Origin of the sequence: Sulfitobacter dubius (genome assembly GCF_900113435.1) — a bacterium.
GTDB classification, from domain to species: Bacteria; Pseudomonadota; Alphaproteobacteria; order Rhodobacterales; family Rhodobacteraceae; genus Sulfitobacter; species Sulfitobacter dubius.
Map to the genome: position 1 here is coordinate 1 of NZ_FOPG01000003.1, position 25,229 is coordinate 25,229.

The window sequence follows — 25,229 nt, forward strand, 5'->3', positions numbered from 1 at the left end:
TACACATACAATCAGTGGTACATGACTTGGAAAACAACGCTCAGCACTTCAGTGGTGACAGCGCAAGAACAGGCATCCTAAAGATGCCCTGCCTCCCGCCGTCCCTCTGAACAGCAGAGCGCTTGAGGACTTTATTTGGTTTGGTGATCATAGCGCGAGCAAAACACCTGGTCCCATCCCGAACCCAGCCGTTAAGTGCCGTAGCGCCGATGGTACTGCGTCTTAAGACGTGGGAGAGTAGGTCATCGCCAAACCTAATAAGGTCCTCAAAACAGTATCTCTCCACGATGACCAATATTAAACAAAACCGCCGCAGCCCAAAAAGCCGCGGCGGTTTTGCTTTGTGGGCGCAGAACTATTATGGCGCGAGTGTACCCCAAACTGTAAGCGGTGCGCCGTTCACACGTGATTGACGTAGTTCCAGGGCAGCAACAGGTTGATATCTGTTTGTTTGTGCCCGGCTGCGATGGCTTTCAGGACTCCGGATAGGTAACTGTGAGGTTCGATCCCGTTGAGTTTGCAGGTCTCGATACGGGACGCGATGATGGCCCAGTTTTGGGAACCTGCGTCGTGGCCTGCAAAGAGCGCGTTTTTGCGGTTTAGGACAATGGGGCGGATCGTGCGCCCGACGGGATTGTTGTCGAGTTCGATGCGACCATCATGAAGGAACAGGATCAGCCCGTCCCAGTATTTGGCGATGTGCTTCAGAGCTCCCCCGGTCGGTGACTTGGCAGAGACGTGGGCGCGGCTTTGGGCCAGCCAAGTCCTGAGGTGCCCCAAGTTTCCTAGACACTTGCCTTTTCCAGCTTGAGCTGCCTTTCTTTGAAGTCAACGGGCGACAGTATGCCGTTGTTCGTGTGCTTGCGTTTCGGGTTGTAGAATAGCTCTATGTACTCGAAGACATCTCGCCGAGCTTCTTCGCGCGTCCGATATCTCCGTCGAGTGATCTTCTCCCGTTTCAGGAGCTGAAAGAAACTCTCGGCGATAGCGTTGGAAGACACGGCGCAAAGCCGAGATAGCGATCTTCGAATACATCAATGGCTTCTACAATCCACGTCGCCGCCACTCAGCATTGGGCTGGAAAAGCCCCCTCGCTTTCGAACGAAAGGTGCTTAAACGAGCACTTGGGGCGGCACTAAAACGCGACAGGTCCATATTTCCTTCACACCATAGAAAACAAAATTTAATCGAAGGCTGACATACGTGCTCTTTTGCGGTCTGCTGCGCCGTGGGGACAGCCCGGAAGACCCTAACAGCAGGACAACCCGAAGATGAACAAACCACGCGTACTTGTCATGGCAGAGGCTGCAAACCCTGAATTGGTAAGTGTGCCGCTGGTCGGCTGGTCCTTGGCCAATGCCCTGCGGAGCGTGGCGGATGTGCATATCGTCACGCAGGTTCGTAATCGCGATGCTTTCCTTCGGGCGGGGCTGAAAGAAGGGACAGATTTCACCAGCGTAGATACCGAGAAGGTCGCCGCACCGCTTTGGCGTTTTAGCAAACTTTTTGGCCCCGGCGCTTGGACTGCAAAACAAGCCCTCTCGGCCATCCCAGATGCGTATTTTGAGCGGATAGTCTGGCAACGGTTCGGCGCCAGCATTACGGCGGGCGAATGGGACATCGTCCATCGCGTTACGCCGCTTACGCCGACCAAACCCAGCTATGTAGCGCGCCAATGCGCAAAGGTTGGGGTTCCTTTTGTATTGGGACCGCTCAATGGTGGTGTGCCTTGGCCAAAAGGGTTTGACAAAGAGCGCCGCCGCGAAGGGGAATGGCTGTCGTATGTGCGCAGTGCTTACAAGCTGCTTCCCATGCGGGGGGCTACGTTAACGGCGGCTTCTGCCATCATGGTGGGATCAAAATTTACCATGGGTGAAATCCCGCAGGTCCATTCTGCCAAGACAATATACCTCCCCGAAAATGGCATCGATGTAGCGCGCTTTCATTTACAGGCTGCGCCGGCGGCAGACGATGGCCCGTTGAGGGCTTGTTTCGTGGGGCGAATGGTGCCTTACAAGGGGGCCGATATGTTGATCGAGGCTGCTGCGCCCTTACTCAAAGCGGGCAAGTTGACACTTACGTTAATTGGCGATGGTCCTATGCTGCCGGAACTCAAGCAGAGCGTTGTGTCCTTAGGCCTTGATGGCACCGTTGAATTCTCTGGCTGGTTGGAGCACGCGCAAGTTCAACAGGTTATGGCATCCTGTGATTTGTTAACCTTCCCTTCTATTCGTGAATTTGGGGGGGGAGTCGTTTTGGAGGCGATGGCCTTGGGCCTGCCGCCGTTGGTGGTGGATTATGCCGGCCCCGGGGAACTGGTGCAACCTGAGTGGGGGTACGCGATCCCAATCGGGCCGCGTGCGGACATCATAAGGGATCTGCGCGATGCTCTTGAGCAACTTATCATCGAACCGCAGGAACTGCTTCAGAAAGGAATGGCGGCCCGTGCCCGTGTTGAGGAAACCTTCACTTGGTCACAGAAAGCGATGCAAATCGCCCAAGTCTATGACTGGGTGCGCGCACCTGTAGGCCCGGCACCGACCCTTATTGATTGAGCGTTACGAGAAGTCTTAACCGTGGCTCTGCGCGCAACCTTGACCGATTGCGTCCGATAAGCTGGTGAAGCCGAACGGAAAGCTAAAACCAATCCACAGCAGCCCATACACCAAACGCGCGATTTTCCTGCCCGGCCTGGGGTTATTGGCAGCAAACTCTTGACTTCCCGACCGTCAAACGGTGTACCTGCCCAAAACCTGAATTAGCCCTAGGAAGGGACCATCATGCACGCCTATCGCAGCCATACCTGTGCCGATCTGAGCCTTGAGAACAAGGGTGACAATGTGCGCCTGTCCGGCTGGGTGCACCGGGTACGGGATCACGGCGGCGTGCTGTTTCTCGATCTGCGCGACCATTACGGCATTACTCAAGTGATCTGCGACCCCGACAGCCCCGCCTTCGCCGAAATGGAGAAGGTCCGCGCGGAATGGTGCGTGCGCATCGACGGCACGGTAAAGGCGCGGGACGAAAGCTTGGTTAATCCCAAGCTGCCGACAGGCGCGATCGAAGTCTATGCGCGTGAAATCGAAGTGCTGGGCTCTGCTGCCGAACTGCCGCTGCAAGTGTTCGGCGATCAGGAATACCCTGAGGAAACGCGCCTGCGGTACCGTTACCTCGACCTGCGTCGTGAGAAGATGCAAAAGAACATGACACTGCGCTCGGACGTTGTGACCTCGATCCGCAAGCGCATGTGGGACCAGAACTTCCGTGAGTTCCAGACCCCAATCATCACCGCCTCTTCCCCTGAAGGGGCTCGCGACTTCCTCGTGCCGTCGCGCCTGCATCCGGGCAAGTTCTACGCGCTGCCGCAGGCGCCGCAGCAGTTCAAACAGCTACTGATGGTCTCGGGCTTTGACAAATACTTCCAAATCGCGCCCTGTTTCCGCGACGAGGATCCGCGTGCCGATCGGTCGCCCACCGATTTCTACCAGCTCGACATGGAGATGTCCTTTGTCACCCAGCAGGATGTGTTCGACACGATCCAGCCGGTGATCGCGGGCATTTTTGAGGAGTTTGGCGGCGGCAAGAAGGTCGACGAGACTTGGGAGCAGATTTCCTATAAGGACGCGGCGCTGTGGTATGGCTCGGACAAGCCCGACCTGCGCAACCCGATTAAGATGCAGGTCGTGTCCGACCATTTCCGCGATTCCGGTTTCGCGATCTTTGCCAAGCTGCTGGAGCAGGACGGCACCGAGATTCGCGCAATCCCTGCGCCCACGGGCGGCAGCCGCAAGTTCTGTGACCGCATGAACGCCTTCGCTCAGAAGGAAGGTCTGCCCGGCATGGGCTATATCTTCTGGCGCGATCAGGGCAACGGCATGGAAGCCGCTGGCCCCTTGGCCAAGAACATCGGCCCTGAGCGCACCGAGGCGATCCGCCAGCAGTTGAATCTGGGCGTTGGCGATGCGGCCTTCTTCCTTGGCGGCAAGCCGAAGTCTTTCGAGGCGGTCGCAGGCCGCGCGCGGAACGTCATTGGCGAAGAGCTGAACCTCACCGACAAGGAACGTTTCGCTTTTGCTTGGATCGTGGACTTCCCGATCTACGAGCGGGACGAAGAGACCGGCAAGATCGACTTCGAGCACAACCCCTTCTCCATGCCGCAGGGCGGGATGGAAGCGCTACAGGGCGATCCGCTGAAGGTGTTGGGCTATCAATATGACCTCGCCTGCAACGGCTATGAGTTGGTGTCGGGTGCTATCCGGAACCACAAGCCCGAGATTATGTTCAAAGCGTTTGAGATCGCGGGCTATGGCGAAGATGAGGTGCGCAAGCGCTTTGGCGGCATGGTCAACGCATTCCAATACGGCGCCCCGCCCCACGGTGGCTGTGCCGCGGGCATCGACCGTATCGTCATGCTGCTGGCCGAAGAGGCGAACATCCGCGAAGTCATTCTCTTCCCGATGAACCAGCGCGCCGAAGACCTGATGATGAATGCGCCGTCCGAGCCCACCAGCGATCAGCTGATGGAGCTTGGCCTGCGGGTCATCCCGCAGGAGTGATCCTGTCTGAATGAAGTGTCATCCTCGGCTCAGTCGGGGGTGATATTGCCCGGTAGGATGCCCAGCACCAGAACCGGGCAGCCGCCGCTGCGCCCGGCGGCGATGCGGCTGATGAGCTTATGGGTGCCAGTTGTGCTGGCTCCGAATTTCGCGCTCACGGTTTTGTCGGTCTCATTGCCGAATTTATCCAAGCAATTTCCCAGTGATTTGAAAAAGTCGTTCGACAATTCGCGTGTCACGATGACCCCTACGTCAATGACGCCAGCTTCAAAAAAGCTGCGGAAAGCATAGAGGTCACGGTCGTAGGTCTGGTCTTTGCTGTTCCACTCATAGTCAAAGGCCACGCGCGCGCGCCAGAAGTCGACCATGTGGTTGTGAATGAAATCCTCGCGGATGATGCGGTCGACTTCGGGGGCACTGTCGCCCTTGCCGGCGGTCAGTTGCACCAATAGGTCGGCCTTGATCCTTACTTCCTCGTGGAAATTCTCGGCCGCCGCATATTGGGCGAACCGGGTCGTGGCCGACATGCGATTGCCCCCCGGTGCGCGGATTTCGCTGCGGCTGATGGTGAACTGACGCAGCACGCGGATGATTGCGGCCAGTTCTTCCGGCGCACGCTGTTGCAAGACGGCGGCTGCGCTGCGGTAGCTGGTGACGGAGTAGCGGTCGCGCAGATCGGCGGGCAGCAGATCTTCGACAAGCCTGTCGCTGTCGAAAACCGCATCGTCGATGCGCCGCGCCAGATTACTCAGCCGCGACACTGGAATTGTAGCTGTAGGTCTTCCAATCGGGTTTGTAGTCCGCCTCGGCCTGATTGCCCCAAACGGTCCAACCCTCGCGCACACCGCGCCCAAAAAGTTCGAGGTAGGGGCCCCAAGAGCAGCTTTCGATCAGATCATATTGCTCATCCGGCTTGCGCGAATGCTCTCGCTTGCGGGTTTGCATCATGTTTACCTGACGCCGTCCGGCATCCAGCGTGCGGACGTTCTTGCCGCGCACGCCAAAAAGCAAAATCTCAGTCACATTGCGGAAATAGAAGCCGACGCCACGCCCATCACTGCCGCCATCTTTGCGGATTTTGTGCCAGATGATGTTGGATTTATACTCAAATCCCCAGGCCTTGAGCACCTGCAACCCTTCGGGCAACAGCGCGTTGGGCACCCACATGTAGCAATGCGCGCGGTCTTCGAGGTGATCGGCCACGGGCAGGGCGCAGATATCCTCAACCGTCATCGTGGGATAACGGGCCAAGCGCTTATGCTCTGGCGCGACCTTGCCGGTGCGGTTGGTAAAGCGCCACGGCGGGTCCGCCATGACGCAGCCAAACCGGTCTTTTCCCAGAAAGTCGCGTAGGTCTTGTGATGGATTATCGCTCATATCCAATATATTGCGTTTCCTCGGGCTTTCTTGCAACCGCTACCTGCCCAGAGGGGCTGGATATCCACAAGAACGTTAAGAGAACACATTTAGCAGGGCAGAGCGGCTTGGGTCAATCCTCAAGACTGTCTTCGCGCTTTTCATCGATGAGCTTGGCTTCCTTTTCCTTACGCTTCAGGAACTTGTCGCCAAATTCGTCGTTCTGCTCTTCACCAATGACCTTCTTGGCGCGGGTGAAAAGCTCGTCTTCTTCCTCGTCCATATGATGTTCGTAATCGTGCTTGAGCTTCTTGAAACGAGTCAGCCAAGCGGAAGAGGACATGTCGGTTTCGCGCAGTTCTTCCATAAGATCGTCAAGCTGCTGGTGCTCATGGACCGAATGACGCGCGTGATCTTGGCCCCATGTTTCTGACATCAGCTTGGAATAAAAGGTTTCTTCCTCGGCTGCGGCGTGGGATTTCACGTCGTTATAAAAACGGTCCCAGGCGTCGCGACGCTCTGCGCTGTCGCCTTCGGTATCGGCAATAGTGTTGAGCAGCGTGCGGTGCTCATCGTGATCTTCTTTGATTGCGTCATAAATGGAGGGCATGGGAAATATCCTTCAATGTTACCTGTTTGGTAACGCCGGAGGAACGGGCGAGTTCCCGGCTCAAAAGATCGTGCCCGCAGCCGCTTGGCTTGCGATCTGTTTAAAGGGCCCATCAGCTTGGGCGTGGACCGCGGCTGCGAGAACAACCAAAAGCCCAAAGATATTAGCACCGACAACGATCCAATCGACCGGCTTTTCGGCCTTTGTTGTATGTCTGGTGTCTTTCAGGCTCATCTCACCCTCCTAGGGTGTCGGTTCGATCTATGCATAATGCTGAAGGTTGAATGTGGCATGAATGTGTAAACAGGTGGCCGACAGAGGGGTCTGTGGCAATTAATTCAAGTTTATTCATCTTGGCGGGCTTGAGGGCGCAGTGCATAACTTAGCCCATGAACAGCAAACCAGCCGAACGCCCTGTTGGGGCCCCTGTCAAGAATTGGGTATCCCCCGCGCGACCCAGCGGTGAAACGCTGGCCGGACAGCATGTGCTGTTAGAGCCCCTTTCGGCAGAGCGTCATGCCGCGCTTTTGTACCGCGCCTATGCGGGAGAGGACCACGTTTGGGATTATCTGCCCTATGGGCCATTCTCTTCGGCCTCCCAATACCACCGCTGGGTGCGTGACAGTGAGGGGAAGGCCGATCCCTATTTCTTTGCCGTCAAAGGCCTTGCGCAAGAGCAATGGGTGGGGGTGGCAAGCTTCCTGCGGATCAATCCCGAAGCGGGGAGTATTGAGGTTGGTCACATCAATTTTAGCCCCGCCTTACAGCGCACTCCGGCGGCGACAGAGGCGATATTTCTGATGATGCAATGGGCCTTTCACGCAGGATATCGACGGTTCGAATGGAAGTGCGATGCGCTGAACGGTCCTTCTCGTCGTGCGGCGCAGCGGTTGGGGTTAAGCTACGAAGGTGTCTTTCGGCAGGCCACGATCGTAAAGGGGCGCAACCGCGACACGGCTTGGTTCGCCGCGATTGATGCAGAGTGGCCCGCGTTGAAAGAGGCGTTCGAGGCTTGGCTGTCCCCCCGTAATTTTGACACGCATGGACAGCAAAAGGAACGTTTGGGCGATCTGACCCGCCTTGTGCGCGTCGCGAGCGACCCGACGCTTTAAGCGGCCCGTTCACCGACGGCGTTAAATTGCGATCCTTTCAGCCAACCGGTGCTGGATCATTCCCGCAATATTGGCAGTTTCCGGACCTACAGGTTGTCCAAGCGCGCGTTTATGGGCCAATGCCCGCGCCGCTTCTTCCAGTCGAAGGTCATTGGCCGAACGGGCCACACCGCAGAGAAATTGCGCGACATAGTCCAGCGTCTGATCATTGGGCTGGTCCCCCAGCACACCTGCAATATGGGCGATGTCATCTTGAAACCCAATTCGGTCAGGGGTGATATATTCATCAGGGAGGACACGTGGTCCAAGCGGGCGGCGCTCTTCGGATAGGGCAGCAAGAATGGCCTGCTGAAAGGACGAAAGCGATGTAATCGGCTTGGCCAAAAATCCATCCACACCAGCGGCGCGGGCGTCAGGTTCTTTATGGCTGTCGCCAGAAATGGCAATGATCGCCTCGACCCGCGGCGTGCTTTGTGTAAGCTCGGCGATCAAATCCAACCCGCAGCCATCAGGCAGGCCAAGGTCAACCAGCGCGACGGTGGGGCGGTAAACCTGCAAGTGCCGCCGCGCAGAGCGCAGGCAATCCGCACGCCTGATCCGCGCGCCGGAACGCAGGCACAGCAGGCGCATCGCCTCACAGGCAAAGCGGCTGTCCTCTACCACCAGAACGGTAAGGCCGAGCAATGGCCGCTCCGCCGTGGGGGTGAGGGTCGGTCTTTCAAAGGGGTCGGTATCGTCCATCATCGCCTCCAACAACAACTGCTGCGCCATCGTTAAGCCGCGTTGGCTAACGACGCGTTAACGTGACGCATTGTTGTTCATCGGGTGTGCGGGCATAAAGCGGGCAAATCACGAGGAGCATTCAGGATGATCGGACGTCTTAACCATGTGGCCATCGCCGTGCCGGATCTCGAAGCGGCGGCGGATCAGTATCGCCACGCGCTTGGCGCCAAGGTCGGCGCGCCGCAGGCCGAACCGGATCACGGCGTGACCGTCATCTTCATCGAACTGCCTAACACCAAGATCGAATTGCTGCACCCTCTGGGCGACGACAGCCCGATCAACGGCTTTCTGGAAAAGAACCCGGCGGGCGGCATCCACCACATCTGCTATGAGGTCGAGGACATCATCGCGGCGCGGGACCATCTGAAATCCACCGGCGCGCGGGTCTTGGGCTCGGGCGAGCCCAAGATCGGGGCCCATGGCAAGCCGGTGCTGTTCCTGCATCCCAAAGACTTCAACGGCGCGCTTGTCGAGCTTGAGGAGGTTTGAGCATGGGTATCGTTTCTGGCCTCGTCCTTTTTGCCGTCATCTGGTCGATGACGTTCCTGATCGCCCTGCCAATCCGGGTGCAAACACAAGGGGACGCGGGCGAGGTGGTTCCGGGCACCCACGCGGGCGCGCCCGAGCAGCATCATTTGGGCCGCAAGGCGCTGTGGACTACGTTGGTTGCTGCGATCATCTGGGCGATCTGCGCCACGATCATCCTCTCGGGCTGGGTCAGCGTGGCGGATATCGAAGGCTGGCTGCATCCGAATGCGGCACCAACGCATGGTACAGGTGGGTAAAGGTCGCCGCTCCTAGGATCGGGATCAGCAGGTTCAGCAGCGGCACCGAAAGCGGCACCGCCATCAGCACCCCGGCCATCCAGATCGTGCCCGCATGGCGGCGACGCAGGCGCTTGGCCTCGTCCCGCCCGTGGCGGCGCAGCGCGGCGAGGGTGAAATACTCCCGCCCCAGCAAGAACCCGTTCAGCCCCCAAAAGATGAACAGCGCCGCCGGGGCGAAGAGCAGGTAGAGCACCAGCGCCAGCAGGTTTGCCCCCACCAGCACGCCCATGAAGTTGACGGTATCGCGGATCGCATCGCCGATGCCGACACGGTGCGCCGGGGGCAGATGCGGGTAGTGCACCTCTTCCACCGCATCGGCCACATCATCCAGAAACATCGATGTAATCGCCGAGGCGACGGGCACCATTAGGAAGACCGAGAGCACCATGAGCAGGATCAGCGCGCTCCAGCTCAGCAGATCGTCGAGCCAGTTGACCTCGCCCAGCACCGGCAGCCATGCGTCTTCGGGCGTGACCCAATCCACCAGATAGGCAAAGCCCGCCGTCGCCGCGACCAGCAGCGCCAGTGACAGGCCGACGCCGAGCAGCACCACCTTGCGAAAGCGCGCATCGCCCAATTGACCAAGTGCGCGGGTAAAGGACCTGAGGATCGCGCTTACAGCCATGTCGTGATCTCGTCGATGTCAGGGCGCGGGCGTTCCGGTGGGGCGGCTGTTTCGGTGCCGATATGGATGATCCCCGCGATACGCTCATGCGGGGCGAGGGCAAAGCCTTTCTCCATGAAGCCGCGGTCATGGGAAGGCCAACCGCTGAGCCAGTTTGCTCCCCAGCCTGCGGCAAGCGCCGCGTTGAGCAGCGCAAGGCAGACGGCCCCGGCGGAATAGGTCTGCTCTAGTGGTGGGATTTTGGGTGAGGGCTTTTGCACTTCGATCACCGCCACGGCGAGGTTGCCTTGATCGAACTGGCCACGCCCCTTGGCGGTGTCCTCTGGCCCGAGGCCAAGGGCCGCGCCGCGTTGCTCAGCCACCTCCGCCAATCGCGCCATTGCTGCGCGGTCGATGACGATAAAGCGCCAAGGCTCCAGCTTCCCATGATCCGGCGTGCGCGCGGCAGCGGTCAGAAGCGGGCGCAGGGCCTCGGCATCGGGCACCGGCAGGCCCAGCGTCTTTGCCGGGCGCGAGCGGCGGTTTTGCAAAAAGGCGAGGGCGGAAGGGTCAGCTACGGGCATTGCGGTCTCTTACAGGTCCAGTTGCTGCGCCATATCGTCAATCGACTGGCGCAGGAAGGCGTCAAAGGCAGGCGAGGGTTGGCGGGCGTGCAGGGCGCGGGCCATTGGATCGGGCGCGTCGATCTTACTGCCGCTGAGCGCGGCGATCGTGGCATGGCCGCAGAAGGGGACATAGGCCTCGGAGTAGCCGCCCTCATGCACCAGCACCAACTTGCCATCGGTGACCCTATCGGCGGTGTCGCGGATGCGCTTGGTCATTTCGGCAAAGGTGGCGGCGGTGGCCTGCATCCGTGCCAGCGGATCGACGATTGCCGCGTCATAGCCGCAGGCAACGATAATCATGTCGGGGGCGAAGGCCTCAATCGCGGGGATCACCACGCGGTCCATCGCGTGTAGGTAGGCGGTGTGGCCCGAGCCCGCGTGCATCGGCAGGTTGATGTTATAGCCTTCGCCAGCACCCCGCCCGCGATCTGCGAGGCCGCCGGTGTCGATCGGGTAGTTCCCCTCTTGATGCAGAGAGATCGTCAGCACGTCATCGCGGTCATAATAGATCGCCTCGGTCCCATTGCCGTGGTGCACGTCCCAGTCCAGCACGACCACGCGCTTGGCCAGCCCCTTGGCCTGTGCGGCCTCGATGGCGATGGCGACATTGGCCAGCAGGCAGAACCCATTGGGCAGATCGGGCAGGCAGTGATGCCCCGGTGGGCGGCTGAGGGCATAGGCATTGTCGAGATCGCCGCGTGCCACGGCGTCGACCGCGGCGATGGCCAGCCCGGCAGACAACGCGGCCAGCTCATAGCCGCCACGGGCGAAGGGGACCGCATGGCCCAATTCCCCACCCCCCGCGTCAGAGAGCCGCTTGAATTCATCGAGGTAGCTTGCGGGATGCACCCGTGCCAGCGCTTCGCGGCTGGCCGGGACGGCGCTGCGGGTATCGAGTTCGTCGAAGAGCCCCGTTACCTCCATGAGGTTTTTCATGCGGCGCTTGGTCTCGGGGTTTTCCGGCAGGCCGCCGGCGGCGAGGGGCTGCACCAGCCCGCCGACCGGCATGGTAAAGGCGTAGTTCCCGCCTGCGTGCCAGAAGCAGCGTTCGTCCCAGAAAAAACCTGTGGTCATGGTCGTGTCCCCTTCATTCTTGCGGGGAAGGTGGCGCAGGGCAGCGGGATTGTCCATGGCGGGAAGGGTTCACACGGGCGGTGGTGCGTGGGGTGGGTGCGGGATTCGGTATTTGTAAAAGGATGAAGGGGGAAGGGGGGCTCTTTGCGCGGCGTTGCGGTCAGTTTGCCTCGGCCAGTAGGGCGGCGACATCGAGGGGAGAGTTGACCATTTTGAGATCACCTTGTGCATCGCGGGGCCAGTCGGCTTGGGGCCGGTCCCGGTACAACTCGACACCGTTGTTGTCGGGATCGCGCAGGTAGACCGCTTCGCTGACACCGTGATCGGCGGCGCCGTCCAATGTGATGCCAGCCTCAAGCACCCGGCGCAGGGCGCGCGCCAACTGCTGCCGGTCGGGGTAGAGAAAGGCGCTGTGATAGAGGCCCGTATGGCCCGGCGGCGGCGGGGTGGCGCCCGCGCTTTCCCATGTGTTCAGCCCGATGTGGTGATGATAGCCGCCCGCGCCTAGAAAAGCCGCCTGATCGCCGTAGCGTTGGGTCACGGCAAAACCCAGCAAGTCGCTGTAAAAATGGATGGCGCGGTCAAGGTCGGCGACCTTGAGGTGAACATGGCCGATGGTGGGGTGGGTCATCGCTTGGTCCTTTCGCTCTTCATTTAAGATGGCAACGAGAGGGGGCAGGCGCAATTGCGTAGGAGAGCAGGGGGGCTGTGCGGCATTGCGGACAGCCCCGGTCTGTCAGCCGACCATGCCGACGATCTCATAGGTGCGTTTGAGGATCGGGGCGGTGATTTCGCGGGCCTGTTCCGCGCCCCGGGCGAGGATGCGGTCGATCTCGGTCTCATCGGCCATCAGGCGCTGCATTTCGGCGGTGATCGGGCCCAGTTTGGAGACAGCCAGTTCCGCCAGCGCGGGTTTGAAAGTGCCGAATTGCTGGCCGCCTACTTCGGCTAAGACCTGATCGATGGTCTGGTCGCTGAGCGCGGCGTAGATGTTCACGAGGTTGCGCGCTTCGGGGCGGTCTTTCAGGCCCTCGGCCTCGGACGGCAGCGCGTCGGGGTCGGTTTTGGCCTTGCGGAACTTCTTGGCGATTGTGTCGGCGTCGTCGGTCAGGTTGATGCGGCTGGCGGGCGAAGGATCGGACTTCGACATTTTCTTGGATCCGTCGCGCAGGGACATGACGCGGGTGGCCGCGCCTTCGATCACCGGTTCGGTGAGGGGGAAGAAATCGACGCCATAGTCGTGGTTGAACTTGGCCGCGATGTCGCGGGTCAATTCAAGATGCTGTTTCTGATCCTCGCCCACTGGCACATGGGTGGCGTGGTAGATCAGGATGTCGGCGGCCATCAGCGCGGGGTAGGCGAAAAGGCCGAGCGATGCGGCCTCGGCGTTCTTACCGGCCTTGTCTTTCCATTGGGTCATACGGCCCATCCAGCCCATGCGGGCGACACAGTTGAAAATCCAAGCTAGTTGCGCGTGTTCGGGCACTTGGCTTTGGTTGATCAGGATTGATTTCTCAGGGTCGATGCCAGAGGCGATGAAGCCAGCGCAAAGTTCGCGGGTGCTGCGCTTGAGGTCGTCGGGCTTTTGCGGGACGGTGATCGCGTGCAGGTCGACCATGCAATAGATCGACTGAACGCCTTGTTCTTGCGCATCGGCAAAGCGTTTGAGCGCGCCCAGATAGTTGCCCAGATGCAGGTCGCCCGAGGGCTGAATGCCGGAAAACACGCGCGGGGTGAATTGGGTCTCGGACATCGGGCGGCACCTCTGGGCTGGAAAGTCTTGCGCGGCAGGCTTACTTCTGGCCGCGAACCCCGTCAAGGAGCGCCCATGCAAGACCCTGATTTCCAACCCCCTGTGAACCCACTGCCGCCAGCGGTTATCGTGCTGTTTTTGGCCATTACTGGCGTTGAGGTGGTGTTGTCCTTGGCCGAGGCTGGGCTGGTCGGTGGCCCCGCTGCCGTAGGCTGGCGGCTGGCGCTGGTGCGCGACTTTGGCTTTTCGGGGCTGATCTTTGACGCGATGATCGGGGCGGGCCAGTATCCGATTGAGCATATCTGGCGGGTGGTGACCTATCCGTTCATTCATCTGGGCTTTACCCATGCGATCTTTGCCGTCGTGCTGCTGTTGGCGTTGGGCAAGTTGGTGGCCGAGGCGATGGGGCAGGTGGCTTTTTTGGTGATTTTCGTGCTGTCGGGCATCGGCGGAGCGCTTGTCTATGGGGCGCTGTTCAACGATCCGGTTTGGTTGGCGGGCGCCTATCCCAATGTCTATGGGCTGATTGGGGGCTATAGTTTCGTGATGTGGCGGCGGCTGCTTGGCTCAGGCGGGCCGCAGTATCAGGCGTTCACGCTGATCGCTCTGCTGATGGGGCTACAGCTTTTCTGGGGCATCTTTTTTGAGACCGGGTTCTTGTGGGTTGCAGAGCTGGCTGGGTTCTTCTGCGGCTTCGGTCTGAGCTTCTTGGTCGCGCCCGGTGAATGGGCGCGACTGAGGGCGCGGTTGCAGCAGCGTTAACCGCGCCGAACCGCGCGTTTGAACTCGGACAGACGGAATGCGCCGATCAACTGGCCGATGCCGAAGTAGCTGACCGCGCCAATCGCGATCAGCAGCACCAGCGCCAGCCCGCGCCACCATGGCAGGCCCAGCATCGGTTGCAGGGCTGCATTGCCCAGCCAAAGGGCGACGCCCATGGCGGCGGAGGCTATGAGAATGCGCCAGATACGCTTGTGGAACCGTGCGTCGAACTTGGCCGCATCGCCAAACCGCCGCGCGCCAATGGCGAGGCAGGCAAACATCGTCCAGCCCGCCAGCGTGGTCGCAACAGCAGGGGCGATCCAGCCGATGAAGGGGGCAAGACCAACCGCGAGGGCCGCATTGACGACCATGGCGACCACGGCAAAGTAGAAGGGGCGGCGGGTATCTTCGCGGGCGAAATAGACCGGTTGCAGGATTTTTTGCAGCACGAAGGACGGCAGGCCGAGGCCGTAGATCATCACTGCTGTGGCAATCGCTGCGGTGTCATCAACGCCCGAGGCGCCGCGTTGGAACAATACGGTAACCAATGCGAAGGGCACCACCATCAGCGCCACTGCCGAAGGGATTGTCAGGGCGAGTGAGATTTCGGCGGCGCGGCTTAGCGCGGTCTGCGCGCCGTCGTTGTCCCCGGCGCGCAGGCGGCGCGAGAGGTCGGGCAGCAGCACGATGCCAACGGCGATGCCCACGACGCCCAAGGGCAATTGGTACAGACGGTCTGCGGCAAAGAGCCATGAGACGGCTTTGTCATATTGACTGGCGACCAGCTGCCCGACCACAAGGTTGATCTGCATGACGCCGGAGGCCAGCGCGGCAGGCAGGGCGATGACGATCATCGCGCGCATGTCGGGGGTCCAGCGGGGCCGCGAGGGGCGCAGCGGATAGCCCGCTTGGGCCGCGGCGCGCCAAGTCAGCGCAAGCTGCGCCAGACCGGCCAGCGGGATCGACCAGATCAGCCAGAGCGCCACATCGCCCCCGGTGAGGGCGGCGAATGTCATGGCGGCGATGACAAAGATATTCAGCAGCACCGGCGCGGCGGCGGCCACGGCAAAACGCCCGGTGGCGTTCAGAATGCCCGAGAACAGCGCCGAAAGTGACATGCACAAGATATAGGGAAAGGCGATGCGGCCAAATTCGACCGTCATATCGAAGCGGGCGTCGCCGACAAAGCCCTCGGCGGTCAGCCAGACCAAGCCGGGCATAAAGATCATGCCCAAAGCGGTCAGGGCGAGCACCACCAGCGCCAATCCGTTAAACGCATCGCGGGCGAATTTGCCAGCGCCTTCCTCGCCCTCCAGCTTTTTGGCGAACATCGGCACGAAGGCGGCGTTGAACGCGCCCTCGGCAAAGAAGCGGCGGAACATATTGGGCAGGCGGAAGGCGGCGACGAAAGCGTCCATCACCGGGCCGGGGCCGATGAGCGACAGCAACAGCACTTCACGCAGGAAGCCAAGCACACGGCTGAGCAGGGTCCAGACCCCAACGGTAAAGAAGCCGGACATAAGACGTATAGGTTTCATCGGGGGAGCCTTAAGTTGCGCTGGGGGGATCCCTAGCGCGGGCGCTCACCCTGTGCAATCGGGGTGAATGGCCTTCAAAGGCCACTCAGCCTGCTTTGGCGGAGCGGCGCTTATCCCCCGGTGGGGTAGATAAAGCCGTTGATGGGATAGGTGCTGCCAAAGGCGCCCGGCTGGCTTTCCAGTCGCACGGCGGACCAGTCATTGTTTTCGGATACGTCTATCACTGCCATCTTGAGCGAGACTTCGTTGCGCTTCCAATTGGCGTGATCTACCCGAATTTTGCGCGGCGAGACCACATCAGAAACCACAGCGATATGCCCCATGGGCATCGACCCGGTGGCGCTAAAGGCCATCACGGCACCGACGACAGGATCATTGCCCCGCGGATAAAGCCCTTTGGCTTTGCCCCACCATGTTTCTGCGTTGCCGCGAATTTGAATGCCGCTGACATTGCGGGCAAAGGGCACACACCAAACACGTTGGCCCTTAGCGCGCATTTCCTTGGCAGTCTGGACGGCCATAAAGTGACGCTCGGGGTTCAGGCCGCCAAAGTCAAAACTTTCAGGGACATCAGGCGCTTTAGCACAAGCTGCTGTCAGTAACAGAGTGGCGCAGAGAGCCATAAGGCCCCGGTTCGGCAGTGCGGCGCGTGTGACGCTCATATGTCCCTCATTCATGGAATCCCGCGCTGGTGCCGGGTTGCTTGGGATTTTGAGGATCCGACGTCAAAAGCAAAGCGCGGAAATGCCGGTTGGCAAGAATCTGCCGGTTGGCCAGGACCAAAGGAACTCACCCCTCGGCCCGCTGAACCCCGGCGGCAATCGCTTCGCGCAGACGTTTCTCTAGGGTGCGCTGCTTGGCTTCGGTATAGTATTTCAGGCCGAACATGTCTTTGACGTAGAAGGTATCGACCACTTGCTCGCCAAAGGTCGCGATCACGGCGTTGGCGATATAGACGTTAGAGGCGGCCAAGGTGCGGGTCAGATCATAGAGAAGGCCGGGGCGATCCCGGGTATCGACTTCAATGATCGTATAGATTTCGGACCCTTCATTGTCGAAAGTGATATGCGTTGGCACCTTGAAAGCACGTTCACGCTTTTTGACCTTATCGCGGGATTTCAACGCATCACGGGCGACGATCTCCCCCCGCAGGGTCTTTTCAATTGTGTCGCGCAGGCGGGGCAGGCGCGAGGCTTCATAAGCGTTGCCTTCGCTATCTTGTATCCAAAAGGCGTCGGTCACGAAGCCGTCTTTGGTGGTATAGCTGCGCGCGTCGACGACATTGGCCCCCACCAGCGCGAGCGCCCCCGCAAGCCGTGCAAAAATGCCCGGATGGTCTGCCATGACGAAGCTGGCACGGGTCGCGCCGCGGTCTTCGTCAGGGTGCAGGTCAATGCGGATGTCGTCGTCGCCCATGCCGCGCAGCAGTTCGGCAAAGGCAACATGCGCCGTGACGTGCAAGCCCTGCCAATAGGGCGGGTAATGCCGTGCCGTTTCTTGCTGCAATGCTTTGCGGGGCCATTCGGAAAGCGCGGCCCTCAAGGCTTTCTTGGCCTCAGCCCCCCGGTTTTCGCGGTTGAGGTCTTCTAGCCCAGTTTCAAGCGCCCGCTCTGTCTGACGATAGAGCGCCCGGATCAGCACTGCTTTCCAGTTGTTCCACGTGTTTGGCCCAACGCCGCGTATGTCGCAGACCGTCAGCACACAAAGCAGATCGAGCCGTTTGACCGTCTGCACCGCCTTGGCAAAATCGCGCACCGTGCGTGGATCGGCAATGTCGCGTTTCTGCGCCATGTCCGACATCAGCAGATGATAGCGCACCAGCCATTCCACCGTGTCGACCTCATCGCGTTTCAACCCTAACCGTGGGCCGATCCGACGAGCGAGCTTGGCCCCGATGATTGAGTGATCCTCGGGCCGCCCTTTGCCGATGTCATGCAGGAGTAGCGCCACATAAAGCACCTTGCGATTGACCCCGCGTTTCAGGATCGAGGACGCGACGGGTAGCTCTTCCTCCAACTCGCCTTTTTCGATCCGCGCGAGGTTGGCGATACATTGGATGATATGTTCGTCCACCGTGTAGGAGTGGTACATGTTGAACTGCATCATCGCGACGATCGGCTCAAACTCGGGGATGAAGGCGCCCAAGACGCCCAATTCATTCATCCGTCGCAGGGCGCGTTCGGGATTGCCGTGTTTGAGCAGCAGATCAAGAAAGATGCGCCGCGCTTCGGGGGTGCGCCGCATGTCGTCGTCAATCAGCGCCAGATTTGCCTTGATCAGCCGCATGGCGTCGGGGTGGATTAACATCCCCGTGCGCAGCGCCTCTTCAAAGATGCGCAGCAGATTCAGTTTGTCTTGCAGAAATTCGTGGTCATCCTTCACCGCAATGCGGTTGTGCACCACTTGAAACCCTTCGCGCATCTTCGGGCGGCGGCGAAAGATGCGTTCAAGCAGCGGTTCGGCCTTCATATGTGAGGCTTCCAACCCGCTGACAAAAATACGGGTCAGATCGCCGACCGCCGTGGCATGCCGGAAATAGGCCTGCATAAAGATCTCGACGCCGCGCCGCCCGCCGATGTCTTGATAGCCCATCGCCTGTGCGACCTGCACCTGCATGTCGAAAGTCAATTGCTCTGTCGCACGGCCTGCCAACAGGTGAAGGTGCCCGCGCACCGCCCAGAGAAAGGCCTCGGCATCGCGGAATGTGTCGTATTCATCTGCACGGAAAACGCCCAAATCAACCAGATCGGCGACCCGGTCGACATCATGGATGAACTTGGCGATCCAGAACAGTGAATGCAGGTCGCGCAGCCCGCCTTTGCCTTCTTTGACGTTGGGCTCCACCACATAGCGCTCACCCTGTTTTAGGTGGCGGTTGTCGCGCTCTTCTAGCTTGGCTTCGATGAAATCTTTCCCTGCACCAGAGAAGAGGTCATTCTTGAGCCGCTCCGAAAGCTCCTCGGCGAGGAGCACATCGCCGTCGATAAAGCGGTTTTCCAAAAGCGCGGTCTGAATGGTGTAATCATCGGCCCCAAGCCGCAGACAGTCTTCGATCGTGCGGGTGGCATAGCCGACCTTCAGTTTCAGATCCCACAGGATATAGAGCATCGATTCAATGACGCTCTCTGACCAAGCGGTGGCCTTGTAGGGGATGAGGAACAGCAGATCGACGTCGGAATGTGGTGCCATCTCACCCCGGCCATAGCCGCCCACGCCAATCATGGCGAGCCGTTCACCGTCGGTCGGGTTCGGATTGGGATGCAGCACTTGCGTGGCGATCTGCAAAACGCAGCGCAGCAATTGGTCGGTAAGATAGGTGTAGGAAGATGTCATCGCCCGCGCGTCAAACGGCGATTCAGCAAAGCTCATGGCGATGGCCTTGCGGCCTGCCTCTTGTGCGTCGCGGATCAGAGGGACGATCTCGCCCCGCAGCGCGGCCCCTTCGAGCGTGCTATCAAGTTGTGAGAGCGCCTGCCAAATGGCCGCGTCATCAAAGATTTGTTCGGGCGCGCAAATCAGGCGCGGGTGTCTACGCGCGCCTGATGTTGTTGTCGGTTTTGCCAGGTCCAATTCAGAAACCAGCCCCACCAAAGCCACGCGGTGCCGGGTCTAGCACAACGACACGGCTGTTGCGGATGGTGGCCACGGCCAAGGCACGTTCATTGGTGCCGTCGCGGCGCAGGCGGAAGATGCCACTGGCCCCTTGGAACCCAGCTCCTTGGGTCAGTGAAGCACCGGAAAGCGCATTGGATTTACCACCCTTTACCAAAGAGCCGACCGCCGCGATTCCGTCAAAGGAAAGCCCAGCCAGCGGATGTGGCTCGCTACCATAGGCGGACTTGTAGCGGTTGGAGAAGGCGCTGCTGGCGGCCGCATCAGGCAGAGCAAACCATCCGCCCTGCACACCGGATAGGTCCAGCGTCTGCTGCGGGATATCCCAGCGGGTTAGACCCACATACTGTGTGGTTGCAGTTTGAATCCCCGCTTCGGGAAGAAGCTCTGCGAACAGCGGCAAAGCGCTGGCCGAGGACGTCGTGAGAAACAGTGCATTCGCACCGCTGCTTTCGACCGTTGCTTTGACCCGTGGCACGGCAGCCACAACCGATTCTTGGCTTAGCGCATAATCAACGGTGCCGGCCAGCGTTGCGCCATTGGCACTGATCGCCTGCATAATCGCATCACGGCCCAGTTGGCCGGCAACATCCTGACCATGCAGGATGACCATTTTGTCTTTGCCATTGCGCTTGGCAAAGTTCACCAAACGGTTGGCAGTGTTGGCAAAGGTTGGCCCAAGCACAAAGACGTTGCCACCCGCGATGGTCGGATTGTTCGAGAACGAGATCACGTTGACGCCAGAAGAGGCCACAGCCACGCCTGCCGCATTCGCCGCCTCGCCGTAGACCGGCCCAAGGATGATCTTGGCCCCTTCATTCACAGCCTGTGAGGCAACGGCGGCCGCTTTGCTGGCATTGCCAGCAGTGCCATAGACGCGCAGGTCAATTTCGACACCATCAAGATCGCGCATCGCAAGGCGTGCGGCGTTTTCAAGGTTTGTAGCCAGCAGTTCGTCGCTGGCGGACCCGCCGCGCGGCACCAAAAGCGCCACGGGAACGGGCGCAGATGTATCAATTTTTGGGCCGCCCGAATTGGCGCCAGACATGGCGACGGGCTGACAGGCTGCCAAAATGACCGCAAAGAGAGGCAGCAATAGCAGGTGCATCTTCTTGCGGAAGGCTCGGAAACAGGCAATCATTTGTATTCACTCCCCGGTGGTGGCAAGACGACGACGGTCGCCGGAATATGGCCGCGATCATAGTCACTGCGAAAGGCGGGTCCAGCGTTGAAATTCCTCAAGACAGAGCTAGCCCCGGGACTGTATTTCGTGGGCGTCCCAATCGGCACGGCGCGCGATATCACGCTGCGCGCGCTGGACACGCTCGCCTCGGCGGATCTGCTGGCGGCAGAAGACACGCGCAGCCTGCGCCGATTGATGGAAATTCACGGAGTGCCACTTGCAGGCCGCAAGGTTCTAGCCCTGCACGACCATAGTGGCACATCCGTGCAAGAGCGGCTTATTGCAGCAATCCAAGAGGGCAAATCGGTCGCCTATGCGTCGGAGGCAGGGATGCCGCTAATCGCCGATCCGGGCTTTGAATTGGGGCGTGCCGCCGCCGCCGCCGGGGTGATGATGACTTGCGCTCCGGGCCCCTCAGCGGTGTTGACGGCGTTGGCACTGGGCGGTTTGCCCACAGATGCATTTTTCTTTGCAGGCTTCCTACCCAATAGCAAATCTGCGCGTATTGCCGCCCTGGAAAAGCTGCGCGATGTGCCGGGGACTTTGGTTTTTTACGAATCACCAAAGCGGCTTGGGGCGATGCTACGCGATGCTGCAACCGCGCTGGGCGCAGAGCGACAGGCCGCTATGTGCCGGGAATTGACCAAGAAGTTTGAAGAGGTTCAGCGCGATACGCTCGAAAACCTAGCAGAGTTTTATCAAGCGAAGGCACCGAAAGGCGAAGTGGTCGTGCTTATTGATCGTGGTCGTTCAGATTCTGTTAAACAAGTTGACCTAGAAACAGACTTGCAACGGGCGCTGAAGGAACTGTCGATGCGCGACGCTGTCGATTTGGTGGCGCAGGCGCATGGTCTGCCCCGGCGGCAGGTCTATCAGGCGGCATTGGCGCTCGGCAAAGATTAGGAATTTGTCGGAGTAATAAAAATATGGCGCAGGATGATATAGCTACGGCACGATCTGCCGCCAAATGCCACCGGGGGCGCATGGCCTATCATGCCGGGATCGCTGCCGAGAATAGGATCGCGCAAGACTATGAACGACGCGGCTTTGCCATTGCCCGTCGTCGCTGGCGTGGCCGCGCCGGAGAGATTGATTTGATCCTGCGCGATGGGTCCGCCTTGATCTTTGTTGAGGTTAAGCAAAGGCGGAGTTTCGCACGCGCGGCGGAAAGCCTTTCATCACGGCAGATGCGGCGTATCTACCGCTCTGCCGAAGAATTTCTTGCCGGTGAACCTGCTGGCAGCCTGACCGAAGTGCGCTTTGATGTGGCACTCGTCGACGGGCAGGGGGCCACCGAAATCATCGAAAACGCCTTTGGCCACGGGTGACCCATTGCGCATAGGCCACTGCTGCGCCATCTAGGAAATGATCCCTCAAGCCTGCACCGCTGGTCCGGGTTGGGTCATGACCATGGTAAGCAGCAGGGAGACTCCGATGAAGATCGCCTTTCAGATGGACCCGATCGGGGACGTGAATATTAATGCCGACAGCAGCTTTCGGCTGGCCGAAGAAGCGCAGGCGCGGGGGCATGAACTGTTTTTCTACACGCCTGATCATTTAGCCTATCAGGAAGGGCGGATCACGGCGCGGGGGTATGATTTTACCGTGCAGCGCGTGCAGGGCGACCACGCCCATTTCGGAGAGGAGCGAGAGGTCGATCTGGCCGACTTTGACGTGGTGTGGTTGCGTCAAGACCCGCCGTTCGACATGCATTACATCACGTCTACCCATCTATTGGACCGGCTGAAAGAGACCACACTGGTGGTCAACGATCCCTTCTGGGTGCGGAACTACCCAGAGAAACTGATGGTGCTCGACTTCCCGCAACTGACGCCTCCGACCACGATCGCGCGTGATCTCTCTACGATCAAAGCCTTCAAGGCCAAGCATGGCGATGTGATCCTAAAGCCGCTTTACGGCAATGGCGGGGCTGGGGTGTTCCGGCTTGATGCCAATGACCGCAATCTGACCTCTTTGCATGAACTCTTTACCGGATTTTCCCGAGAGCCGCTGATCGTGCAAAAATTCTTGCCTGCCGTGTCGAAGGGGGACAAGCGTGTCATCCTTGTGGACGGAGAGGCCGTGGGCGCAATCAACCGTGTTCCAGCAGAAGGTGAAACGCGGTCGAACATGCATGTGGGCGGGCGGCCAGAGAAGGTCGGGCTAACCGAACGTGATCTAGAAATCTGCGCGGCCATTGGGCCCTTGCTGAAAGAAAAGGGTCAGGTTTTCGTTGGCATTGATGTGATCGGCGACTACCTGACAGAGATTAACGTGACCTCTCCCACCGGCATTCAGGAACTGGAACGGTTTGACGGTGTGAACATTGCCGGCAAGATCTGGGAGGCAATCGAGGCCCGCCGCGGGTGAGCCTGCGTCAGCATTTGTTGAACCGTTGCCTGCGCCTGACTGAGAAGCCTTTTCTGGCGCGGGCAAACCCTCAAATTTTGCGGGCCACGATGGAGATGCAAGCGCGGCTCTTTTTCAGGGGGCCGCGTGGCGTGCGGGCGGATTGGCGGGAGTTGCCGGGCGCAGGGTCTGCGCTTTGGCTTACGCCGTCGCGCATTTTAGAAAGCCGCGTCATTCTTTACATCCATGGCGGTGGATTTGTCTTTGGCAGCCCTGAGACCCACCGCGCCATGGTTTCGAGATTGGCCTTGTTAACCGATGCGCGGGCAGTGCTGCCGCGCTATGGGCGGGTGCCCGATGCGGTGTTCCCCAAACCTGCGGAAGATGTCCGTGCGGCTTGGGAGGCGCTGCGCCAAATGGGCATTGCTGCACAGGATATTGTGATCGGCGGCGATAGCGCAGGGGGTGCCTTGGTCTTTGATCTACTGGCGCAGCTTTGTGGTGAAGGGGCCGCGCTGCCTGTTGGGGTCTTTGCGTTTTCACCTTTGCTGGATATGACATTTTCAGGCGACAGTTTTTCAAAGAATGCCGAAAGCGACGTGCTTTTGCCGGCGGTCCGCGCAGCAGAGATGGCGCGACTATACCTTCAGGGGCAAAGCGCGACCAGCCCGCGCGCCAGCCCGCTTTTCGCTGATTTCAACAACGCCCCGCCAGTTTGGCTTACCGTAAGCGACAGCGAGATTCTGCGCGATGACAGCCAGCGTTTCGCCGCGCGACTGCAAGAGGCGGGCGTGTCCGTTACATTTGAAGAGGCCCATGATTTGCCCCATGTCTGGCCCTTGTTTCAGAACCATCTGCCAGAAGCGCGAGCAACTCTTGCCTCGCTCGCCGATTGGATCAACGCCCTGCCGCGGGATCGGGCAGACGAAAACTGATCGCTTCCGCCATATGCGGGCGGCGCACTTCCGCCGCACCCTCCAGATCCGCGATGGTGCGTGCCACACGCATCACCCGGTGATAGCCACGCGCAGAAAGCCGGAAACGTTCTGCGGCGCGGATCAGCAGGTCGCGGGCTTCGGTGTCGGGGCTCACGATTGCTTCTAGCATGTCCCCCGAAACATCGGCGTTGGCCGACATCCCGTCCTGCCCGGAATAGCGCGTGAGTTGTCGTGCCCGGGCGGCGGCGACCCTTGTGGCGACCTCGGCAGAGCCTTCGGAGCTTGGGGGCAGGTTAAGGTCTGTATAGCTGACCGGTGGCACGTCGACGCGCAGATCAAAACGGTCCATCAGCGGGCCCGAAATGCGGCCCATGTAGTCTTCGCCACAAGCCGGAACACGGGCGCAGGCGCGAGCCGGGTCAGGTAGATAGCCGCATTTACAGGGGTTTGCCGCGGCCACCAGCATGAAACGACAGGGGTATTTCACATGGGCGTTGGCGCGCGCGATCATCACCTCGCCCGTCTCAATCGGCTGGCGCAGGGTTTCGAGCACCGTTCGAGTAAACTCGGGGAACTCATCCATGAAAAGTACGCCGTTGTGGGCCAGAGACACCTCGCCGGGACGCGCGTGGCGCCCACCGCCAATGATCGCGGCCATGGACGCGGTGTGATGCGGCTCGCGGAATGGGCGGCTGCGGGAAATGCCGCCTTCGTCCAGCAGCCCAGCAAGCGAGTGGATCATCGAAGTCTCAAGCGCCTCGGACGCGGTGAGTGGGGGCAGGATGCTGGGCAGTCGCGCCGCCAGCATAGATTTGCCCGATCCCGGTGTGCCGACGAGCATCAGATGATGTCGCCCTGCCGCAGCGATTTCCAGCGCACGTTTGGCGCGCTCTTGGCCTTTGACTTTGCGCAGATCGCGCCCTGCCGCGATCAGGGGAACCTCGCCCGGTTCTGCCGGGGTGATCGGCACTTGCCCGGTGTAATGGCGGACCACATCACCTAGGTTAGCGGCGGCGATGACCTGCGTTTTGCCCACCCATGCGGCCTCTGCCCCTGACCCTGCGGGGCAAAGCAGGCTGCGGTCATGGGTGGCGGCGGCCATTGCGGCGGGTAGGGCGCCGACAACGGGCATCAGCGTCCCGTCGAGCGAGAGTTCCCCCAAGGCCACGATGTTTTGGGTGATGTCATCAGGCAGGATATCAAGCGCCGAAAGAAGCGCCAGTGCGATGGGCAGGTCGAAATGACTGCCTTCTTTGGGCAGGTTAGCCGGGGAGAGATTGACGGTGATGCGCTTTGACGGCAGCGCGATTGCCATGGCGCCTAGGGCCGTGCGCACGCGGTCGCGTGCTTCTGACACCGCCTTGTCAGCCAGTCCCACGATGGAAAAGCCGGGCAAGCCTGCTGTCATCGCACATTGCACTTCGACAAGTCGCGCTTCTACCCCCTGAAATGCGACCGTATAGGCCCGCGATACCATCGTCCGTTCTCCCGCCTTGCTATGGTTAATCGGTAGGCAAGGCGGGTTTAGGAATGGTTAACGCAGGTC

At 60.1% G+C, this 25,229-nt stretch carries 25 protein-coding genes, 1 rRNA gene and 3 pseudogenes; 12 read left to right on the forward strand and 17 right to left on the reverse strand.

Going from position 1 to position 25,229, the window contains the following annotated elements; genetic code table 11:
- Positions 1–139: 139 nt before the first annotated feature.
- Positions 140–254: ribosomal RNA gene (gene rrf / locus BM229_RS12440) — 5S ribosomal RNA — on the forward strand.
- 145 nt (positions 255–399) lie between these two features.
- Here the strand turns inward: rrf and BM229_RS12445 are convergent.
- Together BM229_RS12445 and BM229_RS12450 are read right to left on the reverse strand one after the other, a co-directional pair.
- Positions 400–780, reverse strand: a pseudogene (locus BM229_RS12445) (IS66 family transposase); the annotation flags it as partial.
- 5 nt (positions 781–785) lie between these two features.
- Positions 786–1,022: pseudogene (locus BM229_RS12450) on the reverse strand (IS3 family transposase); the annotation flags it as partial.
- Between BM229_RS12450 and BM229_RS18060 the strand changes: the two are divergent.
- From BM229_RS18060 to aspS, 3 genes and pseudogenes are all read left to right on the forward strand, one after another.
- Positions 992–1,111, forward strand: a pseudogene (locus tag BM229_RS18060) (IS3 family transposase); the annotation flags it as partial. The pseudogenes BM229_RS12450 and BM229_RS18060 overlap by 31 nt on opposite strands.
- Positions 1,112–1,271: 160 nt before the next feature.
- On the forward strand, positions 1,272–2,555 hold the full coding sequence (locus tag BM229_RS12455; protein WP_093927989.1) for a glycosyltransferase family 4 protein: 1,284 nt from the start codon (positions 1,272–1,274) through the stop codon (positions 2,553–2,555).
- Positions 2,556–2,780: 225 nt separating this feature from the next.
- Positions 2,781–4,556 (forward strand): aspartate--tRNA ligase, encoded by a 1,776-nt coding sequence (gene aspS, locus BM229_RS12460; RefSeq protein WP_093927990.1) that lies wholly within the window; start codon positions 2,781–2,783, stop codon positions 4,554–4,556.
- A gap of 29 nt (positions 4,557–4,585) precedes the next feature.
- Here aspS and BM229_RS12465 read toward each other — a convergent pair whose 3' ends face one another.
- From BM229_RS12465 to BM229_RS18240, 4 genes are all read right to left on the reverse strand, one after another.
- The gene (locus BM229_RS12465; protein ID WP_244152172.1) at positions 4,586–5,317 is read right to left on the reverse strand and encodes a BglII/BstYI family type II restriction endonuclease; all 732 of its coding nucleotides are present in this window, start codon (positions 5,315–5,317) and stop codon (positions 4,586–4,588) included.
- Complete coding sequence (locus BM229_RS12470; protein WP_093927991.1) at positions 5,301–5,933, reverse strand: MT-A70 family methyltransferase; 633 nt, start codon at positions 5,931–5,933, stop codon at positions 5,301–5,303. The genes BM229_RS12465 and BM229_RS12470 overlap by 17 nt, the downstream gene beginning before the upstream one ends.
- 112 nt (positions 5,934–6,045) lie before the next feature.
- Positions 6,046–6,522 carry a hemerythrin domain-containing protein gene (locus BM229_RS12475; protein ID WP_093927992.1) on the reverse strand — a complete coding sequence of 159 codons (477 nt, stop codon included), beginning with the start codon at positions 6,520–6,522 and terminating at the stop codon, positions 6,046–6,048.
- A 60-nt stretch (positions 6,523–6,582) separates the two neighbouring features.
- A complete protein-coding gene (locus BM229_RS18240) occupies positions 6,583–6,756 on the reverse strand; it encodes a hypothetical protein (protein ID WP_167360251.1) in 174 nt (57 codons plus the stop codon).
- 155 nt (positions 6,757–6,911) lie between these two features.
- Between BM229_RS18240 and BM229_RS12480 the strand changes: the two genes are divergently transcribed.
- Positions 6,912–7,634, forward strand: a complete 723-nt coding sequence (locus BM229_RS12480; RefSeq protein ID WP_093927993.1) for a GNAT family N-acetyltransferase — start codon at positions 6,912–6,914, stop codon at positions 7,632–7,634.
- Positions 7,635–7,655: 21 nt separating this feature from the next.
- Here the strand turns inward: BM229_RS12480 and BM229_RS12485 are convergent, their stop codons facing one another.
- Entirely contained in the window at positions 7,656–8,375 is a 720-nt protein-coding gene (locus BM229_RS12485) for a response regulator (RefSeq protein ID WP_093928599.1), read from the reverse strand.
- A 126-nt stretch (positions 8,376–8,501) separates the two neighbouring features.
- Between BM229_RS12485 and mce the strand changes: the two genes are divergently transcribed.
- Together mce and BM229_RS12495 are read left to right on the forward strand one after the other, a co-directional pair.
- Positions 8,502–8,906, forward strand: coding sequence for a methylmalonyl-CoA epimerase (gene mce, locus BM229_RS12490; protein WP_093927994.1), 405 nt, complete (start codon positions 8,502–8,504; stop codon positions 8,904–8,906).
- A gap of 2 nt (positions 8,907–8,908) precedes the next feature.
- Positions 8,909–9,202 carry a DUF1467 family protein gene (locus BM229_RS12495; RefSeq protein ID WP_093927995.1) on the forward strand — a complete coding sequence of 98 codons (294 nt, stop codon included), beginning with the start codon at positions 8,909–8,911 and terminating at the stop codon, positions 9,200–9,202.
- Here the strand turns inward: BM229_RS12495 and BM229_RS12500 are convergent.
- The 5 genes from BM229_RS12500 to trpS form a co-directional block, all read right to left on the reverse strand.
- A complete protein-coding gene (locus BM229_RS12500) occupies positions 9,135–9,869 on the reverse strand; it encodes an EI24 domain-containing protein (RefSeq protein WP_093927996.1) in 735 nt (244 codons plus the stop codon). The genes BM229_RS12495 and BM229_RS12500 overlap by 68 nt on opposite strands.
- A complete protein-coding gene (locus BM229_RS12505) occupies positions 9,860–10,432 on the reverse strand; it encodes a nitroreductase family protein (protein ID WP_093927997.1) in 573 nt (190 codons plus the stop codon). Before BM229_RS12505 ends, BM229_RS12500 begins: the two co-directional genes overlap by 10 nt.
- Positions 10,433–10,441: 9 nt before the next feature.
- The gene (locus tag BM229_RS12510; RefSeq protein WP_093927998.1) at positions 10,442–11,548 is read right to left on the reverse strand and encodes a class II histone deacetylase; all 1,107 of its coding nucleotides are present in this window, start codon (positions 11,546–11,548) and stop codon (positions 10,442–10,444) included.
- A 160-nt stretch (positions 11,549–11,708) separates the two neighbouring features.
- Complete coding sequence (locus tag BM229_RS12515) at positions 11,709–12,179, reverse strand: VOC family protein (RefSeq protein ID WP_093927999.1); 471 nt, start codon at positions 12,177–12,179, stop codon at positions 11,709–11,711.
- A gap of 105 nt (positions 12,180–12,284) precedes the next feature.
- The gene (gene trpS / locus BM229_RS12520; RefSeq protein WP_093928000.1) at positions 12,285–13,301 is read right to left on the reverse strand and encodes a tryptophan--tRNA ligase; all 1,017 of its coding nucleotides are present in this window, start codon (positions 13,299–13,301) and stop codon (positions 12,285–12,287) included.
- Between the two features lie 75 nt (positions 13,302–13,376).
- Between trpS and BM229_RS12525 the strand changes: the two genes are divergently transcribed.
- Positions 13,377–14,063, forward strand: a complete 687-nt coding sequence (locus BM229_RS12525; protein WP_093928001.1) for a rhomboid family intramembrane serine protease — start codon at positions 13,377–13,379, stop codon at positions 14,061–14,063.
- Here BM229_RS12525 and murJ read toward each other — a convergent pair.
- The 4 genes from murJ to BM229_RS12545 form a co-directional block, all read right to left on the reverse strand.
- Entirely contained in the window at positions 14,060–15,601 is a 1,542-nt protein-coding gene (gene murJ, locus BM229_RS12530) for a murein biosynthesis integral membrane protein MurJ (RefSeq protein ID WP_093928002.1), read from the reverse strand. The genes BM229_RS12525 and murJ overlap by 4 nt on opposite strands.
- A 110-nt stretch (positions 15,602–15,711) precedes the next feature.
- On the reverse strand, positions 15,712–16,263 hold the full coding sequence (locus BM229_RS12535; protein WP_244152173.1) for a CHAP domain-containing protein: 552 nt from the start codon (positions 16,261–16,263) through the stop codon (positions 15,712–15,714).
- A 127-nt stretch (positions 16,264–16,390) separates the two neighbouring features.
- Positions 16,391–19,171, reverse strand: coding sequence for a [protein-PII] uridylyltransferase (locus tag BM229_RS12540; RefSeq protein ID WP_093928601.1), 2,781 nt, complete (start codon positions 19,169–19,171; stop codon positions 16,391–16,393).
- A gap of 1 nt (position 19,172) precedes the next feature.
- Positions 19,173–20,354 carry a penicillin-binding protein activator gene (locus BM229_RS12545; protein WP_093928003.1) on the reverse strand — a complete coding sequence of 394 codons (1,182 nt, stop codon included), beginning with the start codon at positions 20,352–20,354 and terminating at the stop codon, positions 19,173–19,175.
- Positions 20,355–20,441: 87 nt separating this feature from the next.
- On the opposite strand from BM229_RS12545, the gene rsmI reads away from it, so the two are divergent.
- The 4 genes from rsmI to BM229_RS12565 all read left to right on the forward strand — a co-directional run bounded on the left by rsmI (position 20,442) and on the right by BM229_RS12565 (position 23,680).
- Positions 20,442–21,299 carry a 16S rRNA (cytidine(1402)-2'-O)-methyltransferase gene (gene rsmI / locus BM229_RS12550; protein WP_093928004.1) on the forward strand — a complete coding sequence of 286 codons (858 nt, stop codon included), beginning with the start codon at positions 20,442–20,444 and terminating at the stop codon, positions 21,297–21,299.
- A gap of 80 nt (positions 21,300–21,379) precedes the next feature.
- On the forward strand, positions 21,380–21,724 hold the full coding sequence (locus tag BM229_RS12555) for a YraN family protein (RefSeq protein ID WP_244152175.1): 345 nt from the start codon (positions 21,380–21,382) through the stop codon (positions 21,722–21,724).
- Positions 21,725–21,830: 106 nt separating this feature from the next.
- On the forward strand, positions 21,831–22,766 hold the full coding sequence (gshB, locus tag BM229_RS12560; protein ID WP_093928006.1) for a glutathione synthase: 936 nt from the start codon (positions 21,831–21,833) through the stop codon (positions 22,764–22,766).
- Positions 22,763–23,680: an alpha/beta hydrolase gene (locus tag BM229_RS12565; RefSeq protein ID WP_093928007.1), complete on the forward strand. Its 918-nt coding sequence runs from the start codon at positions 22,763–22,765 to the stop codon at positions 23,678–23,680. The genes gshB and BM229_RS12565 overlap by 4 nt, the downstream gene beginning before the upstream one ends.
- On the opposite strand, the gene BM229_RS12570 is transcribed toward BM229_RS12565, so the two are convergent.
- The gene (locus BM229_RS12570; RefSeq protein WP_093928008.1) at positions 23,643–25,160 is read right to left on the reverse strand and encodes a YifB family Mg chelatase-like AAA ATPase; all 1,518 of its coding nucleotides are present in this window, start codon (positions 25,158–25,160) and stop codon (positions 23,643–23,645) included. The genes BM229_RS12565 and BM229_RS12570 overlap by 38 nt on opposite strands.
- Positions 25,161–25,229: the final 69 nt, after the last annotated feature.